The sequence below is a fragment of the Pseudomonas asplenii genome, from assembly GCF_001293465.1.
GTDB lineage: Bacteria > Pseudomonadota > Gammaproteobacteria > Pseudomonadales > Pseudomonadaceae > Aquipseudomonas > Aquipseudomonas fuscovaginae_B.
The window spans coordinates 1-15,990 of the sequence record NZ_JSYZ01000026.1; the positions used below are offsets into that span (position 1 = coordinate 1).

The 15,990-nt window shown below is 52.3% G+C and carries 13 protein-coding genes; 7 read left to right on the forward strand and 6 right to left on the reverse strand.

Annotated features, from left to right (window positions below; genetic code table 11):
- The 3 genes from PF66_RS27650 to PF66_RS27660 all read left to right on the forward strand — a co-directional run.
- A partial coding sequence (locus PF66_RS27650) for a glycoside hydrolase family 19 protein (protein ID WP_342633335.1) occupies positions 1-344 on the forward strand: 344 nt, incomplete at its 5' end.
- On the forward strand, positions 326-868 hold the full coding sequence (locus tag PF66_RS27655) for a lysis system i-spanin subunit Rz (protein ID WP_054064433.1): 543 nt from the start codon (positions 326-328) through the stop codon (positions 866-868). The genes PF66_RS27650 and PF66_RS27655, both read left to right, overlap by 19 nt.
- 151 nt (positions 869-1,019) lie before the next feature.
- Complete coding sequence (locus PF66_RS27660; RefSeq protein ID WP_054064434.1) at positions 1,020-1,814, forward strand: DNA adenine methylase; 795 nt, start codon at positions 1,020-1,022, stop codon at positions 1,812-1,814.
- 75 nt (positions 1,815-1,889) lie between these two features.
- Here PF66_RS27660 and PF66_RS32335 read toward each other — a convergent pair whose 3' ends face one another.
- The 3 genes from PF66_RS32335 to PF66_RS32345 all read right to left on the reverse strand — a co-directional run bounded on the left by PF66_RS32335 (position 1,890) and on the right by PF66_RS32345 (position 6,442).
- Complete coding sequence (locus PF66_RS32335; protein WP_081009925.1) at positions 1,890-3,014, reverse strand: HNH endonuclease; 1,125 nt, start codon at positions 3,012-3,014, stop codon at positions 1,890-1,892.
- A gap of 23 nt (positions 3,015-3,037) precedes the next feature.
- On the reverse strand, positions 3,038-4,387 hold the full coding sequence (locus PF66_RS32340) for an STAS-like domain-containing protein (RefSeq protein ID WP_081009926.1): 1,350 nt from the start codon (positions 4,385-4,387) through the stop codon (positions 3,038-3,040).
- A gap of 771 nt (positions 4,388-5,158) precedes the next feature.
- The gene (locus PF66_RS32345) at positions 5,159-6,442 is read right to left on the reverse strand and encodes a PIN-like domain-containing protein (RefSeq protein ID WP_081009927.1); all 1,284 of its coding nucleotides are present in this window, start codon (positions 6,440-6,442) and stop codon (positions 5,159-5,161) included.
- Between the two features lie 294 nt (positions 6,443-6,736).
- Between PF66_RS32345 and PF66_RS27675 the strand changes: the two genes are divergently transcribed.
- The 4 genes from PF66_RS27675 (at position 6,737) to PF66_RS27690 (ending at position 12,097) form a co-directional block, all read left to right on the forward strand.
- Entirely contained in the window at positions 6,737-7,432 is a 696-nt protein-coding gene (locus PF66_RS27675) for an abortive infection system antitoxin AbiGi family protein (protein ID WP_241494466.1), read from the forward strand.
- A 757-nt stretch (positions 7,433-8,189) separates the two neighbouring features.
- The gene (locus PF66_RS27680) at positions 8,190-8,660 is read left to right on the forward strand and encodes a BRO-N domain-containing protein (protein ID WP_054064437.1); all 471 of its coding nucleotides are present in this window, start codon (positions 8,190-8,192) and stop codon (positions 8,658-8,660) included.
- A 462-nt stretch (positions 8,661-9,122) separates the two neighbouring features.
- The gene (locus PF66_RS27685) at positions 9,123-9,836 is read left to right on the forward strand and encodes an NYN domain-containing protein (protein WP_054064438.1); all 714 of its coding nucleotides are present in this window, start codon (positions 9,123-9,125) and stop codon (positions 9,834-9,836) included.
- A 98-nt stretch (positions 9,837-9,934) separates the two neighbouring features.
- Positions 9,935-12,097, forward strand: a complete 2,163-nt coding sequence (locus PF66_RS27690; RefSeq protein WP_054064439.1) for a KAP family P-loop NTPase fold protein — start codon at positions 9,935-9,937, stop codon at positions 12,095-12,097.
- 422 nt (positions 12,098-12,519) lie between these two features.
- On the opposite strand, the gene PF66_RS27695 is transcribed toward PF66_RS27690, so the two are convergent.
- The 3 genes from PF66_RS27695 to PF66_RS27705 form a co-directional block, all read right to left on the reverse strand.
- Positions 12,520-13,128 carry a DsbA family oxidoreductase gene (locus tag PF66_RS27695; RefSeq protein ID WP_054064440.1) on the reverse strand — a complete coding sequence of 203 codons (609 nt, stop codon included), beginning with the start codon at positions 13,126-13,128 and terminating at the stop codon, positions 12,520-12,522.
- Positions 13,129-13,383: 255 nt separating this feature from the next.
- Positions 13,384-14,286 (reverse strand): LysR family transcriptional regulator, encoded by a 903-nt coding sequence (locus PF66_RS27700; protein ID WP_054064441.1) that lies wholly within the window; start codon positions 14,284-14,286, stop codon positions 13,384-13,386.
- Between the two features lie 217 nt (positions 14,287-14,503).
- Entirely contained in the window at positions 14,504-15,718 is a 1,215-nt protein-coding gene (locus PF66_RS27705; RefSeq protein WP_054064442.1) for an MFS transporter, read from the reverse strand.
- Between the last annotated feature and the right edge of the window lie 272 nt (positions 15,719-15,990).

The window sequence follows — 15,990 nt, forward strand, 5'->3', positions numbered from 1 at the left end:
CCCTCGCTGCTCGCCTGGGCAACACCCCGGCCGCCGACGGTGATGGCCAGCGCTATCGCGGTCGCGGGCTGATCCAGATCACTGGCCGTTCCAACTATCGCCAGTGCAGTGTTGCGCTGTTCGGCGACGAACGTCTGCTGCAGCAGCCTGAGCTGCTTGAGCAGCCACAGTGGGCCGCTGAGTCGGCCGCGTGGTTCTGGCAGCAGCAGGGGCTCAACGAGCTGGCCGATGCCGACCAGTTCAACAGCATTACCCGCCGGATCAATGGCGGTCTGAACGGTCTGGAGGATCGCCTGCAGATCTGGGCGCGGGCGAGGGCAGTGTTATGCGCCTCCTCGAACTGATCCCAGCACCTTACCGCCTGGCGGCATTCGTCGTGCTGCTGGCCCTGGTGGCCGGTGGTTCGGCGGTTGCGTCCTGGCAGGTTCAGAACTGGCGCTACGGCCAGCAGTTGGAGCATCAGGCCCGACTGCAGGCGGACGCGCTCAACGAGCAGTCCCTCGCCTCGGCCGCGCTGCAGCGTGCCGAGCAGGACAAGCGCCTGGCCCTGGAGCAGCGGCTTCAGACCAGTGATCAGATCCATTCGAAGGAATTGAACGATGTGCAACAGAATCAGGCTCGCCTGCGCGATCGCCTTGCTACTGCCGATCTGCGGCTGTCAGTCCTCCTCGATCGGAGCGACCCTGCCGCCGGATGTGCGGTGCCAACCACCACCGCCGCCGGCAGCGTGGTTCATGCAGCCCCGCGCGCCAGACTTGACCCGGCGCATGCTCAACGAATTGTCGGAATCACCGACGACGGCGATCAAGGACTGATCGCGCTGCAGGCCTGTCAGGCCTACGTGAAGGAAGTTTCAACTCCGCAATAAAAGGAGCGGCCGGTCTGGGTGTTGCTGCACCCGTTCCGGCCGCCGTCCCCCGCAGCTGATCCCTGCAAGGTCCAGCCAAGGCTCCTGCTTCGTGCACAAAGCGCGAGGAGCCTAGCACCTGTTTATCTATACAGTAAAGGTCTTGCTCTCAATGTCCTCTCCGATTGTTCCCTGGATGGGCGGCAAACGCCGCCTGGCCGACCGCCTCATCCCTCTCTTTCCTCCCCATGAATGCTACGTCGAAGTATTTGCCGGCGGTGCCGCGCTCTACTTCATGCGTCCCCAGGCTGCGCCCGTGGAGGTTCTGAACGACCTCAACGGCGACCTGGTGACGTTGTATCGCGTTGTGCAGAACCATCTCGAGGAGTTCGTGCGCCAATTCAAGTGGGCGCTGTCCTCACGGCAGGTCTTCGAGTGGCAGAAGATGACCCGCCCCGAAACGCTGACTGACATCCAGCGCGCGGCCCGGTTTTTCTACCTGCAGCAGCACGCGTTCGGCGGCAAGGTCTCTGGCCAGACGTTCGGCACCGCGACCACCGGGCCGGCCATCAACCTGCTGCGGATCGAGGAGAACCTCTCGGCCGCGTGGCAGCGTCTCGCCGGCACGTACGTCGAGAACCTGCCCTGGCTTGAGTGCGCCGAGCGCTATGATCGGGCACACACCTTCCACTACATGGACCCACCTTACTGGCAGACGGCCGGCTATGGTGTCGACTTCCCGTTCGAGGAGTACGAACGGATGGCGGACTTCATGCGGCGCTGCAAAGGCAAGGTGATGGTTAGTATCAACGACCACCCGGCCATCCGCCAGGTGTTTGAGGGCTTCCATTTCGAGACGGTGGATATCCGCTACACCACGGCCAATCAGCGGCAGGGAAAGGCCGAGGTGACGGGTGAGCTGGTGATCATGAACTGGGAGCCGGCCGCGCTAGGCGGGTTGTTTTAACTATCAATGTGCGAGTCCTGTAAAACCTGTGCCCGTAAGTTGTAGCAGGTCTGAGAGTTGAAGATGGAGTGATGATTAATGGCGAATCATATGCGAAATTTTCGATACGAAATAATCAGCGAAAAGCTTAGAGAATTCTTGCGCACGTTCGAGTGGAATTATGCCTTCTTTCGGAATTTCCATGGTTTTACACACGTATTCGAAAGCATTGCTTGCCTCTCGTTCTAAATGTCTAGACTGGCTGCGGTTATAAATTATGTCGAATCCTGCTTTGAGAGCGGCAGCATAGGTTTCACTTGTAAATGCTTGATTGGTTCTGATCAGCTCTAACTCATTTTCGGAAAGGTTGAGGTCCACGTTAAGGTCGAGCTCAGAGTTACTGGCGGGATTGAAGGAGTAAGTGGCATTCACCATGGGGCCATCATATTGTTCACTTAGGATGATCGCGATTCGCGACATGGAAAAATACTCAACATAACCTAAAAGTTTTCGCTTAGAAGGGATGCTGAGAACGCTTACACAATTAAAGGCGTGAGTTGATGGTCGGTTCATGACCAAATTTCGCAGATAAAAGAAAGCGTAGGGCGGTGTTGCAGTATCGTTTTTTAAGTACTGCATCGCTGTATCGCAGGACTGAACACTAACACCGGAAGCTACTGCTAATGCGACAGCAGTTTTGACCATTGAGCGCCCCGCAAGTTCTCCGCCAAATTGAGCTGAAAAGGTTATGGGGGTCTCAAGGGGAGTCTCAGTTACTGTCATGCCTCTCAAAAATGAAGCAGCATCTACCTTAGGGTTCTTTTTCGCAACCTGACGAACCATTTTATGAGCTGTTAACTCATCCCTTGCTGTGATATGGATTCTCAAACCTTTTTCGCTCGGCTCGGTCTGATAGATTGCATTTGGTATTGTCATACTGCCATCAGGAAGCAAGAGGTAGTGTTTCCCGTCGATAGTCTGAATCTTGATATCCGACGGGTCTCCTCTTTCTCGTTCAACACCGTGCATCATGGCTACGTGGGAAAACTGCTGCCAGATCTCAGCATCCCAACTGTCACCCGAACGGCTATTGCAATCGATGCAAATGAATGAGCGGATTTTGCGTCGACCACCGATTGATTGCGGAATAATGTGCTCGCGAGAGTTGTTGGAAATTTCAATTGGCTTTTCACAGAGGGCACAGAAGTTCTTGTTGTTCATAGACTTTGCTCGTGTGGGTGAAGTTACTCTTCATGATTTGAATTTGGCGCGACACCATCACTAGTGTTGTCATCAAGAATATAATCTATCGTCTCCCTGATTTCGTTTGTTGCGTTTATTATTCTGATTTTTTTGTATGCAATTAAGCCTAGGCGCCTTATTGGTGTGGCTAGTAGGGCGTTAAGGAAACTGTGCGTTGATGAGTCTACATCTACAAAATCTAATAGGAGTGATTTTCCTTCAGAGAGTGCGTGGATTATGTATTTGTCTCTGTATCTAATGGCTTCCGACTTGAGGTCTGCATTTTTCCCAAAATAATTATACATGCCGACATATAATTGCTGTGTGGTTGCCGCATTGGTTCTCGCGGCGATTTCAGCTTTGGCATGATCGCGGAACTCACTCATCATTGCATCTAATGCGAATTCCGTACCGCGATCAAGTCGTACTGTTACCAGTACAAATGTACCCGGCCAGGTTGTCTCTAAGGTTTTTGCAGTTGTATCTGTTGGTGATATATGGACGGCTCCGCGGCCAGATATGATGTGCATGTCGCCGCGTAGTTTTTTTAGAATGTTTGATGATATAAATAGCCCCATGCCCGCGTTGTTGCGTGTCTCGTATGGATCTTTGGTGGTGAAAGTTCCAGATATTTCAGGTTGGATGGCTAGTCGAATAGCCTCTTCGTCAGTTGAAATTCCTGGGTAAGCCTTGCTGATATGGTTTTTTATGCCGATTCCTATGTCGCCAACAATGAAGTGTAGTTCGTTTGCTCTTTCATACCATGTGAATTGCAATAGTGATGGTGTGGGGTATCTTTTGCCCTTCCAGTGAAAGTCTGATGCGCCATGTTCATGTACGTTATATAAAAGTTCAGATATTACATATCTTAAGGTTTTTTGATATTCGACCCCGAAGTTTAGGGTGAAGTCGTCCATAGATTTCAGTGCTGACTTAAAGTCGTCTGAGTTTCTGATGGCAAAAAGAGGTTTGTGCTCGTTTGAATTGAAATTTACTTTTGGGTCCGTGCAAACTGCAAACAACCCTTGCGCGCCTAGCATTCTCCAAACTCTACTGCCGTTAGGATCTGCTTCATTTTCTAATAGAATTGATACAGTGCACCCTTGCTGTTTTAGTCTCCAGCAATACAGGATTAATAAAGATGCGGCCTGATAGTTTGCACTGCTGCATGAGCGAAAGTCAATTTCAACTGGAACGTTTCGTAGCTTCCAGTTGAATACTGACAATACTTGGTCAAAGTGTTTTATTTCGCTTCTATTGAAGGTGAATTCGCTTGGTAGTACAAGAGTAACTTTAGAGTCCTTCTTTATTTTTCTCTTGATTCCATATAGCTGGTCGCGCATTGATTTCATGGTCGCTCTCTCCTTGATCTAAGCTCCGACTGTACCTAAAGCTAAACTGTAAGCGCAATGGCCTCTTGCCATCTTGGCGGGGTTATAGAGTAACAAGTATGCTCTAGAGCAGATCCAATCTTCGGCGCTTGCTTTCTGCTCTAGGGCCGACTTTTCGGCTGAGTCGACCGAGTGCAGCCTATAGGGAAATTTCGCATTACCCATTTCTGGCTTGCCTGAAGCTATTCACAGACAGGACTGATGGCGGTGGTGGTGGGTGGGCTTAGCTTGTTGATGGCGTCGCATGGGTGGGGGGCAGGAGATGGAACGAGAGTTGGACCGAGAAATCAGGGCAAGTGAGTTGCTGATCCAGCAGGCTATTGATGCTTTGCGGTGCTACGAGATTGCGAAATCCAACGCGGCTCCTCTAGAGGTAGAGCGCCTGCGGGTGCTGGTTGAGTCGTTGTTTCAGGCTGTGACTGAACACCATCTCCGTGCAGCGGGTTGCTATCTTTCTACCCTGCACTAGTTGGGCCGGTGGTACAAAAATGGTACGAATCCTTATCGGTTCGTCTGTAAGGCATGTAGAGAAAGGGTTTTAGGGTAAATAGGTCCAATCCATCATCGGGCGTATTGCTGGCCGGTCATTAGTCGCAGTTTTACGAATGATTATGTTGGTTCGCAAGCTGATCGCGACTGAGCGCTAACGCCCCAGAGTACGCGGTCGTGAGAGGCAGCTTTCGGCCAGTTGCTGCCTCTCACTATATTGGAAATAACCCCCAAAAAATCAACTTACTCAACTGTGTTGTTTAGCAGGATTTCCTTCAGTTCAGCCTTTGTGGCCTCTATAGATTTTTCTAGATCTTGAAGCATAAAACTTATCAAGTTTTGTTGGTGAGTGTCCAGATTTTCATCGAGTTTGATCTGAAGGTAACGAATTTTCAAGTCAGAGCGTTTCGCTTGTAAAGTGTCTATGCGAGAAATAAGATCGCTAATCGCTGAGGTTGGTGGGGTATGACTTGGGGGTTTTTTATGGATATTTATTTTACCCCATGCAATGTCTGCTAAGTTAGATGTGAAAACGGCTTCCGGTGTTTGAGTTTTAGAATGATGAAGATTTGGTTTGGATGTACTGGCGGTTTTGATTTTCTCAGGCCAAAGCGAATTTATGGAGTTGTCATAAATACTAGCGTCGATCTCATCCTCTTTTTGCAAGTCTCTAATTTCTTGTACGGATTTTTCAGAGGCTGCTTGATCTAAGTAGGTGCTCGCGCGCTCTAAAAATTTATCAGGAGTATACATATAGAAACCGTTGCCCGTTTCCGATAAAAACTCCTGAATGAGTGAGGGGTGAGGTCCTAAAGTTTTTCCTTGGAAAACGGTCCACCAATCTTCCTTTACATCCCCAGTGACAAATATCATTGGTTTATTTAGTTCTTTTGCGTGATCCAACATTTGCAGCCAGACAACATAGTCACCGTATGGTTTGCATCTATCAATAAAAAGAGTGGATTCCCCTCCCTTTTTTGTGTCGCCAAACCCAGGAGGTATTCTTTCGTCATATCGAGCCTTGCCACTTAATATAATCTCTTCCAGTTTTTCCTTTGAATAGCTATCGCCTACGTTATTGGAGATAACTTCCTGTAACTTATCCTTAATCTCATCTTGAGTTATCCTTTTGTCATGAATCCGTCGGTTCTCGGTTAGTTCATTTGTTAATCTTTCAAAAATAACGCAAGAGTCTTCCAGTGTTCCTTGGGTTACAAATGGATGCTGGTTGATATTCTCCAGTAGTTTCTTTAGGCCGTCGATTCGCTTTATCGCATCATCATAAAATTTTGCTTGGTCGCCTATGACGATCAGTCTGTTGGTGAGGTATTCATAGGCAACTTGGTGAGGTATCCATATGCGTTCCGATAGTGCATCAAAAACTTTGAGAAGTTCAGAGCGGGTAGAATCAGAATATCGATAGAGGCTCAGTAAAACGTTTGCGTCGAATACAAAAATGCAATTCTGCCATAAATTTTCAATATCCTGGCTGGCGTTGGCAAAATACCCTGGGAATAGTTTCTTCATTGGTTGGCCTTATTGTAAAATTTATGTTGTAAGGCTTGACACTAGCATACGATTTTACTTTTCGGAAATTTTTTCATGTATTGGCATCAAAAGCTATGCGCGAGCGGGGTTGGTCTTTTAGCTGCTTCGACTAAATAGGTGAAGTGACTTTCCTTTTGAAGCTGTTAGAAGCTTTCCCTCTTGCAAAAAATGATCCATCGACTCATTATCTGCATCTGGCTAAACATAAAAAATCCATTGAGGGTCTGAGAATTGCAACCTAGGTCAGTTTCTTTATTTCACTTCACGAAAAATATGGATATCTTAAAGGCTGTGCTTAAGGAAGGTTTTTGGCCTAGGTACTGCCTTGAAGATGTACAGTGGCAAGGGCGTAAAGCCAATGATTTCATAGCCTTTCCGATGGTATGCTTTTGCGATATACCAATGAGTAGAATTTCAGAGCATGTTGGTTTTTATGGTTCATTTGGTATCGGCCTAACCAAAGAGTGGGGGGCAAAGAACAATTTAAATCCAGTAATTTATTTTACAGGTGACAATCCACTTCATGGCGCGATAAGAAAGCTCACTGATGTAGTGGTTGAATTGGATGAAAAGGAAAAGCAGGAAGGGTTGAAGAGCGTCAGGTACATACTTGCCCACTCTAAGCCAACAAAAGGGCGAATGATTATTTCTGGAGAGCCGTTGCAAAAAGACTTTTATCAGGAATCCGAGTGGCGTTATGTGCCTCAGAGTGAGGAGATAGATGAGTACCTAAGCTTTAAAGAGTATCAACTGGAAGGTAGATTGGAGGAAAGTAACAGTAAAACCGCAACGTTCTGCAAGCTGCGTTTCTTGCCAAGCGACGTAAAGTACATATTTGTTCCATCGGATGGGGAAATACCAGCAATAATGAATTTCATTCAGTCAGAGTTGGATATGTATCCGAGCGCTGATATAAAGCTTTTGATGTCAAGAGTGACTTCGCTCGAAAGCGTGTCACTTGATATGTGATATTTGGCTTAAGGTGATGAAATGGTCTGCCTGATATTTTCTTTTGTTCTACGGGTTTGAAATGTAGGTGGCTGCTGATGTTGGTTATATATGGTGTCTAGCGGAGGCCTGCTTCTGGTCGGTAGCAGGTATCTGTGAAGTGCCGCCACGGGACCTAAACGGCTACTCTTGACTGGTTGAACTCACACTCAAAGGCGGATCCTGGAGACGGAGGAATCAGTTCCGTAACTTTAATAATCGGCCTTGTAGATTGAGGCTTTCAGGGGAGGAAAGCATCTTCTGTTGCGGAATTTTTTTCTGTAACACTATGATTTTTATAGATAAATCTGTGGACTTGAAAACTGCCGACTGTAACAGGTCCCAGAGTTCGAATCTCTGCGCCTCCGCCATCTTGCACACTGTCAAGGCCCCGAATCTTCGGGGCTTTTTCGTTTCTGGGTGAAGCGCACGGCCTCATCCAAGACTTTTCGTACGATATGTGCTCACATATCCGATATCTCCAACCGACCACCGAGCGTTAAGGTCTAGATGTCGCTGAGTTTCAGCGATACAGGATTGGCGTCCTGGCTGGTTTGGAAGGCACAAAGCCGCGATCGCGGCTTTCGTGTCCTGCGTGTGGCTGTCTGTTATGGGCGGGCCGTATGTGGGCATCTTCGGATGCGCCGGGTCCAACTAGCCGGTACGCCAACCCATACGACCCCGCCCACCCTGATTGGCGTCGGGAGGCGGTTTCAACGCGACTAGTTGGGGAATCAATATGAATGAACACTTCGAACCTGCCCGCTTCATTCGTCACAATCGTTTTATCCATGCCCTGATGCTGGAATCACAAGCCTGGTTCAGCGTGACCGACCTTGGGCGTTTGATGGGGCGTTCACTGGACGAACGCCTGACCCGTAAGCTCGACAGCGATCAACGGCGCATGCTCTGGCTGAACTACCACGGAGTCATCCAGGAAACCCTGATGGTCAGCGAGTCGGGCATGTACGCCTTGATGATTCACCATCACATCCCGGAAAACCAAAGTCTGCGGCGATGGCTGACCCATGAAGTCATTCCAACGTTGCGAAGTACTCCGGTAGGCACCGCCAAGAAAGGGCCCAGCCTCAGTTCGCTGCACTGGGCAGGTCATGCGGTCAGTCTGCTGCACTGGCAGAACGAGGCTTGGATCAGATGGCGAGATGTGCCGGGGCTCATGCTGCCGACGGAGTGTGTGCCAGTTCAATGACGCAAGTGACCGTTGTTACTGTTCAATTGCAGTGAGCTCTACCAGTGCCATGAAGGCACTGGTGCGGCTTTTGATCCTTCGCCAGCCCTATGGTTTCAACTCCGTACTCTAGATCATTAACCTTGCCGAGCCCATGGTGAACTCCCACTACGCCCTTAAGCGATACGACTTCTCGTGCGAGGTTCGAGCATATTGGCTCAAGTTTTGCATGTTGCTGGCGCAGGGAGGATAGGTGATGTGATGCATAGAGCTAATCCGAGCGGGCCTCGTTCGGATTCAATACGCGGTCGGCACGATTGTATGTACGCCGAAATATGCAGCTCTGCAGCAGGCGTTACGGTGGATTTAATAAGCTCGTCCTGGCTTGTATAAGCACCTGACCTGTGTAGGTCAATATGTGGACGAAGTTCGCCAAGTTGGATAGCATCAAAATGTGATCATTCAATAGAAAAGGAAGTCACTGTGGCCAATATCGACCCTATCCGATTGGCGGTGCTCATCGACGCTGATAACGCGTCCGCAACCGTTGTCAAGGAACTGCTGGAGGAAGTGGCTAAGTACGGCACTGCAACAATCAAAAGAGCGTACGGCGACTGGACAACGCCAAACCTGATCGGATGGAAAAACCAGCTGCACAAGCACGCCATTCAACCCATCCAGCAGTTTGCCTACACGCAGGGAAAAAACTCTACCGACTCGGCTTTCATCATTGATGCCATGGATCTGTTGTACGCGGGGAACGTGGACGGTTTCTGCATCGTTTCCAGCGACAGTGATTTCACACGTTTGGCAACGCGGTTAAGAGAAGCTGGAAAACTCGTATATGGGCTAGGCGAGCGAAAAACTCCTGAAGCATTCATCGCTGCCTGCAATAAGTTTATCTTCTTCGAGGTTTTGAAGAGTTCACAGTCTACTGCTGTGCCTCTGGTCATCGAAGATTTGCCAGACCTCCGTGAGATTCTTGGTCAGGCCATTGAACAAAAAGCTCGCGATCATGGGTGGGCCCCTTTGGCTGCAGTAGGCACCTACATCATCAAGAACAACGCCTCGTTTGATGCTCGAAATTATGGTTTTTCAAAGCTGGGCGAACTGGTTCGAAATCAACCCTTTATCGAGGTCAAGGAGGTACCTGATGGTGGAGAGATTTCGCATATCCACGTGAGATTGAAACCCTGATCCGTTATGAACGCTGCCTGGAGCGGCCTATCTCGATCCTGCTCGCACTAATTTAGTACGGCCTGAGCCTAGATTGGTGCGGTCGTGGGAAAAAAATTATGCCTCAAAACTCAAATGTCGATGATACAAAAATCGACTTCGATCTTCCTCTTCAACCTGATATTGCCCTAGAGAAGGACCAGCTATCTAGAGAAGGCTTTGCGAGTATCGCCGCTTCCGCGCTACGCAAGGTTTCCAGTTCAGTTGGGTTCGTTTTATCGATCGAGGGCCCGTGGGGGAGTGGGAAAAGCTCGACGCTTGCAATGATTCAGGCACTCCTACTGAGGGATGCCGAAGCGACTCGCCCTGTTATTGTTCATTTCAATCCATGGTTGATTGGCGATAAGGATGCTTTGCTGCGTCAGTTTCTCTCCAGTATTTCGAAGTCAATTAAGCTTAGCGATCACAGTCGCGATGGGAAGAAAGTCGCAAAGGAACTCAAGGCCTATTCAAAGGTCTTCGACTTAGTGAAGTTGGTACCAGGAGCGGAGCCTTGGGCATCAATGATCAAATCGGTCATTGAAGCAGCAGGAGATGCGGCGGGAGCGGTTTCTGAATACAAGACGCCTGACATTGAGGCCTACAAGCAGAAGGTCGAAGTCGCGCTGAGAGCGTTTAACCGGCCGGTTATCGTGTTCATTGATGATATTGATCGGCTGTTCCCGTCCGAAGTATTCGAAATGATCCGTATTATCAAAGCTGTGGGTGAGTTACCCCAAATCGGCTATGTGGTGGCTTGGGATTCAGAGTACGTTAGCAAGGCTCTGCAAAATCTGAATGTTCCGCATGCCGGTTCATATTTAGATAAGATAGTACAAGTGAGGATGCCGCTGCCGAATTTGTCACTCAGTGCACGCGGGAGGCTTTTTAATAATGCATTGGAGAGCCTAGATGCAGAGGTTTTCGGTAAATATTTCGAAGCTCAAGACAAGCGCTTGAGCTTCCTCTATTACTCTGGGTTAAGGGAGTTGCTGGGCCAGCCCCGTGATATCGCCCGTGTCTTTAACAGTGTTCGTCTCATGGAACCGTTGCTAAGGGGCGAAATCGTGTTTTCGGACATTCTGGGGCTGGCTGCACTTTCGGTTAGGGCGCCTGCAGTTTTCGATCTTCTTAAACGGAGCCCGCAATTATTTGTTGGGCGACTTTCCAGTAATGGATTTGAAATTGGAGACTCGGACGATCTTATCAAAGGTGGTACTGAAGAGCGAAAGCGCGCATATAGTTCCTGTCCGGGCGCTGCGGTGACGAAAATTGTTCACTTCCTATTTCCAGATGTTGCGTCGGCGGAGGATGGTCATTCGCTGGGAAGGGGCGAGTACGCTGATGGTGTAATTTCCCACCCTTCAAGACTTATTATTGCACTGCAGCTAAGTCTTACTGATGATGATGTAAGTATCAAGGCGGCTAGACATTATCTTCAAGACTCAGGTCACAGGGAACGTATCATTTCTCAACTTACCATAGATAATTGCTATGAGTTTGTCGAAATGCTGGGGGAGGTGGGGGCTTCGTTGCCGAGTGGAGAAGTAGATCATCTTGAAAGTACATGTTTGTCAATTGCCAGGCTGGTCGATACATCATTGTTTGTTAAACGTGCTAAATCTAGGCACGTGATCTTCAGTGCCGGAATCGAGGATCTAGCTCTTAAGGCAATTTCACAGATCATAGGTGCCGCCCGAGCAGGAAATTTCACTTCTATTCTTGAGGGGATCGTTATGGAACCCTACGCGCTTACCTGCGCAGCGGAGATTTTTCGGAGAAGCTACCTAGATAGTCATAAATGCCATGGGGATTCATTCAATCTGAATGATAATCTTAAGGACAGCTTGGTCACCGCTTTTGCCCGCAATGTGATTGAGTCGGGTAGCCGGAGAGAACTGCTCCATCAAAATTGTCCTGGTTTCATTATGTGGACGCTTGCTCGCCTTGCCCCAAAGCAATGTGGATTTCTTTTCAACACTTTAAAGAGGAATGATCGTAGCCTGGATCGTTTCGCGCTCGAGTTTTTGAGCAAAAGCTGGGACTCTACCAAAGGAATAGCTTACGGGTTGCCAACTGAAGAGGCTGTCACCAGTGCCTACTGTTCGTTGGATCATCTCAAGAAGCATGCACAAAGTCGGCTGTCCGACCCCTCTCTGGTTTACCCGGCTCGGGCGGCTTGGCGCTCGGTGGTGGAAGGGAAGGTTTTATACGGTGTGGATGGCTCGGAGGCGACAAGATGAGATTCTTTAACGCTAACTCGTTGGAGGGCTGCAAGAACGAGGTATGTGAGTTATACACTGCGTCCCGAGCTGTTATTAGAAGCTAGTGGGAGCCCCTTTCTGAGCGACCAGAAAGTACGAAGGCTGAAGCCCAAGTCGATGTCTAGAGTGAAGTCGGCTGCATGCCTGAGGAGCTTCAGAGTTTGTGCGAAAGCCCCCAGGGCTACTATCGTTCATCGTCTGCACGATGTAGAGCGACTGATCAGGAACTCTGTCTTTTTGTGGTGGCACCTTAGACAAGAATTCGAATCTCTGCGCCTCCGCCATCTTGCACGCTGTCAAGGCCCCGAATCTTCGGGGCTTTTTCGTTTCTGGGCGATTGACCGTTCGATCAGTGAAACCGTCAGGCGTTCCGCATCTTCATCAAGGCGTTCCGCAACCCCTCAGGCAAACATCGGCGCCAACACACCGGGTGTCTGCGCGCCGTACACGACCGTTCCATTGATGCGCACTGACGGAATGACACGTCCCGTCCACGCAGCGGCCATCGCTTCGGTTTCATCCAGCTCCTGGCTGAAGGCTTGGCTTTCGATGAACGCCTCGATGTCCCGGAATGCAACCCCCTCGGGACCGAGTATTCGCTCCAGCGTCGACAGCGCGCCGATATCCTCGGCCTGGCAAAACAGGGCCTCGTACACGCGCTCCACGAACGCCTGAGCCGGCCTACCGCTGCGTTGCAGCCACAACACGGCAGCCAGCGCGGGGCGCGTGTCGGGCACCGTGAGGATCTTGCCGAACCCCGGTTCAATCGCGAGTTTGCGCAGTTCCGCCGCGACGAGTGATTGATGAACCACGGCTTCCGTTCCGAAGCGTCGCTCCAGGTAATCGGGGTAGGTCATCCCGGTGGCGGCTCGACTGAGCGAGGAGCGACAGGGTTGGAAAATGATATCCAACTTCTTGCCAGCCTGGTGCATGGCGACAGCCAGGCGGCGCACCGCCACCCAGCCCCAGGGGTCCAGGAGGTCAAACGCCAGCAGGGGGGGATTATCCATGGTCAGTGCCCTTGAGGATCTGTTCACCTTAAGGGTAAGGAGCTGTTCGAATCAACAGAAGCCACACCGGGCGCAATGGATCGTTGCGCAGGCCGCTAGTGTGGTGTTTCACAAATAACGACCATAACTGGCGGCGCTTTTTGCGCTCATGCGGCGTTGTCGCTCCTCGCCGTAGCTGGGCTACGACTCGTCGCGGCGCCTTGGCCGAACACCCAAGCCACTCGCCAAAAGAGAACGTATTTCCGAGACAGGACACTAGGCCATGTCCAGCAACTCTTTCATGAACTGAACGAACACTTTGATGCGTGTCGACTCACGGTTGATGGGCAGGTAAACGATATTGATCGACGCGTTGACCGATGTCGGGTTGACCTCGTATTCAGGCAGCAGGCGGGTCAGTCGCCCGTGCTGCACGTCCTCGGCCACCAGCCAGTCGGCCAGCAGTGCGATTCCCTGCCCGGCGACGGCCGCCAGCCGAAGGATGTCGGCATTGTTGCTCTGCATCCGACCCTGTACGGCGACCGGTACCGTTTCGTCGTCGATTTCGAAGTGCCAGTCCCGCATGGGCCCGCCGTAGTCGAATCGCATGCACGCGTGCTGGGTCAGTTCGCCCGGTTGCGTCGGTGCACCCTGCTGCGCGAGGTAGGCAGGGCTTGCCACCAGCCAGCGCTGGAAATGCCCGATGGTGCTGCAGATGACCTCTTCGCTGGAAACCGTCGAGCCCAGGCGCACGGTCAGGTCGATGCGATCCTTGTAGAGGTCGACCATCTCGTCGCTGAGATTCAGGCTGACCTCAAGCCCCGGATGGTTGGCGAGAAAGCGGCCCAGGTGCGGGGAAATCAGGCGGCGCCCGAACTCCACCGGCACGCTGACCCGCAGCTTGCCCTTCGCTTCGCTGCCGCGGTCGGTCACCATGCTGTCGGCAGCGGCCAGCGCATCGAGGATCGCCACGGCGTTGTCGAAGTAGGCCTGGCCCAGATTGGTCAGGCTGTTCTGCCGGGTGCTGCGCGTGATCAGCGTGGTGCCCAGGTCCGACTCCAGCGCTGCGACCTGGCGAGCCACGGAGGAGGTCGCCACACCCAGCTTTCGCGCTGCCGCCGAATAGCCACCGCAGCGTACCGTTTCGACGAACATGCTCAACGCGAGAAACTTATCCATATTTCCGACTCTGTTGAAGAGATTCCCTGACCCGTAGCGGCTGTCACCCAGCCGTTCTGGATGTGCGGCTGCCTGGATCATATTCGGCGAGAGGGTGGGCTGGATAGGACGCATGTGCTGTTGCTGGCGCTTGTGGGGGCGCGCGGGTCTTGAGCGAAGCTTGGCGCAGGCTGGCAACGCGGGGCGTCCTGTTGCCAGCCTCTGCGGGCCTTATGGGTCAGCGCTTGCCCGCATGTCTGGCGAGGAAGATCACCAGGGCGAGGGCCGGGATCGCCGCTGCAGTGAGGATCGCGGTGGTCCAGCCGAAGCCCTCGTACAGGGGGCTCGCCACCATCGAACCCAGTGCCCCGCCTACGAAGATGCTGGTCATGAACACGGCATTGAGGCGTGCGCGGCTGTTGGGGTCCAGGGCGTAGACTTCACGCTGGCCGAGGACCATGTTCAGTTGCACCGCGAAGTCCAGGGCGATCGCCGCTGCCACCAGGCCCAGGTAGCCCAGTCCGGGGATGCCGCCGAGCAACAGCGCCACCGGGGCCAGTATCAACGCAACCAGGGTGCTGACCTGGCCGTGGCCGGCGTCGGCGAGTCGCCCGGCAATGGGCGCGGCAATGGCACCCACCGCGCCGACCAGGGCAAACAGGGCCACCCCGTTCTGGCTGAAGCCGTAGTGACGGACCAGCTCGATCGGGACGATGGTCCAGAAGAAGCTGAAGCTTGCAAACAGCAGCCCCTGGTACAGCGAGCGTTCACGCAGAACCGCGTACTGCCTGGCCAGGCCGAAGACGGAGCCGATCAGGCGGCGGTAGGTGGTGTGATGGTTCGGCAGCCGTTCAGGCAGCAGCATCGCCACCAGGGCCGCAATCACCACCATCAGGACCGCGGCGCTGTAAAACACCCCTCGCCAGCCGAAGTACTCGGACAACAGGCTCGAGACCGGACGGGCGAGCAGGATGCCGAGCAGCAGGCCGCTCATGATGTTCCCGACCACTCGACCGCGGCTGCTTTCGGGGGACATGTGCGCGGCCAGCGGGACCAGGATCTGCACGGCGACCGAGGTCAGGCCGATCATCAGCGAGGCTGTCAGGAACAGTGAGGGCGACTGGGCGAAGCCGGCGGCCGCCAGGAAAGCGCCGACCACCAGCGTAAAGCCGATCACCAGCCGGCGGTTTTCCATCAGGTCCGCCAGGGGCACCAGGAACAGCAGCCCGGCGGCATAACCGAACTGGGTCAACGAGACGATCAGGCTGGCATGTTCAGGTGAAAGGCCAATGCTCGGGGCAATCAGTTCGACGATGGGCTGGGCGTAGTAGAGGTTTGCAACGACGGCGCCACAGCAGAACGCCAGAAACGCAACCAGTGCCTTGGACAGGTTGGAGGGTGTGTCGGCATGCACCGACGTGAAAGCAGGAATTTCAGGGCTGCTCGCTGACATGGCGACATCTCCGAATGGGTTGAAAGGACAGGCACCAGCCTATGTGGGCGGCCCGGTTGCCGGAATACCCACTTCCGGCAACGAACCTGTGCACGTCGCGCAACGCCGGCAGCGTTGCGTGACGAGCAAAGCTTCCTTGCGCGAGGGCCCGATACTCCGGGGCGCCAGGCTCATTTAGGCTCATCCCCCTCAACTGATCGGCACCGAACAAGCCGAGGTGGGAGACGAGGAGAGCGAGGTGGGTATCCATGTCCTGTAGGAAACTCTTGGCA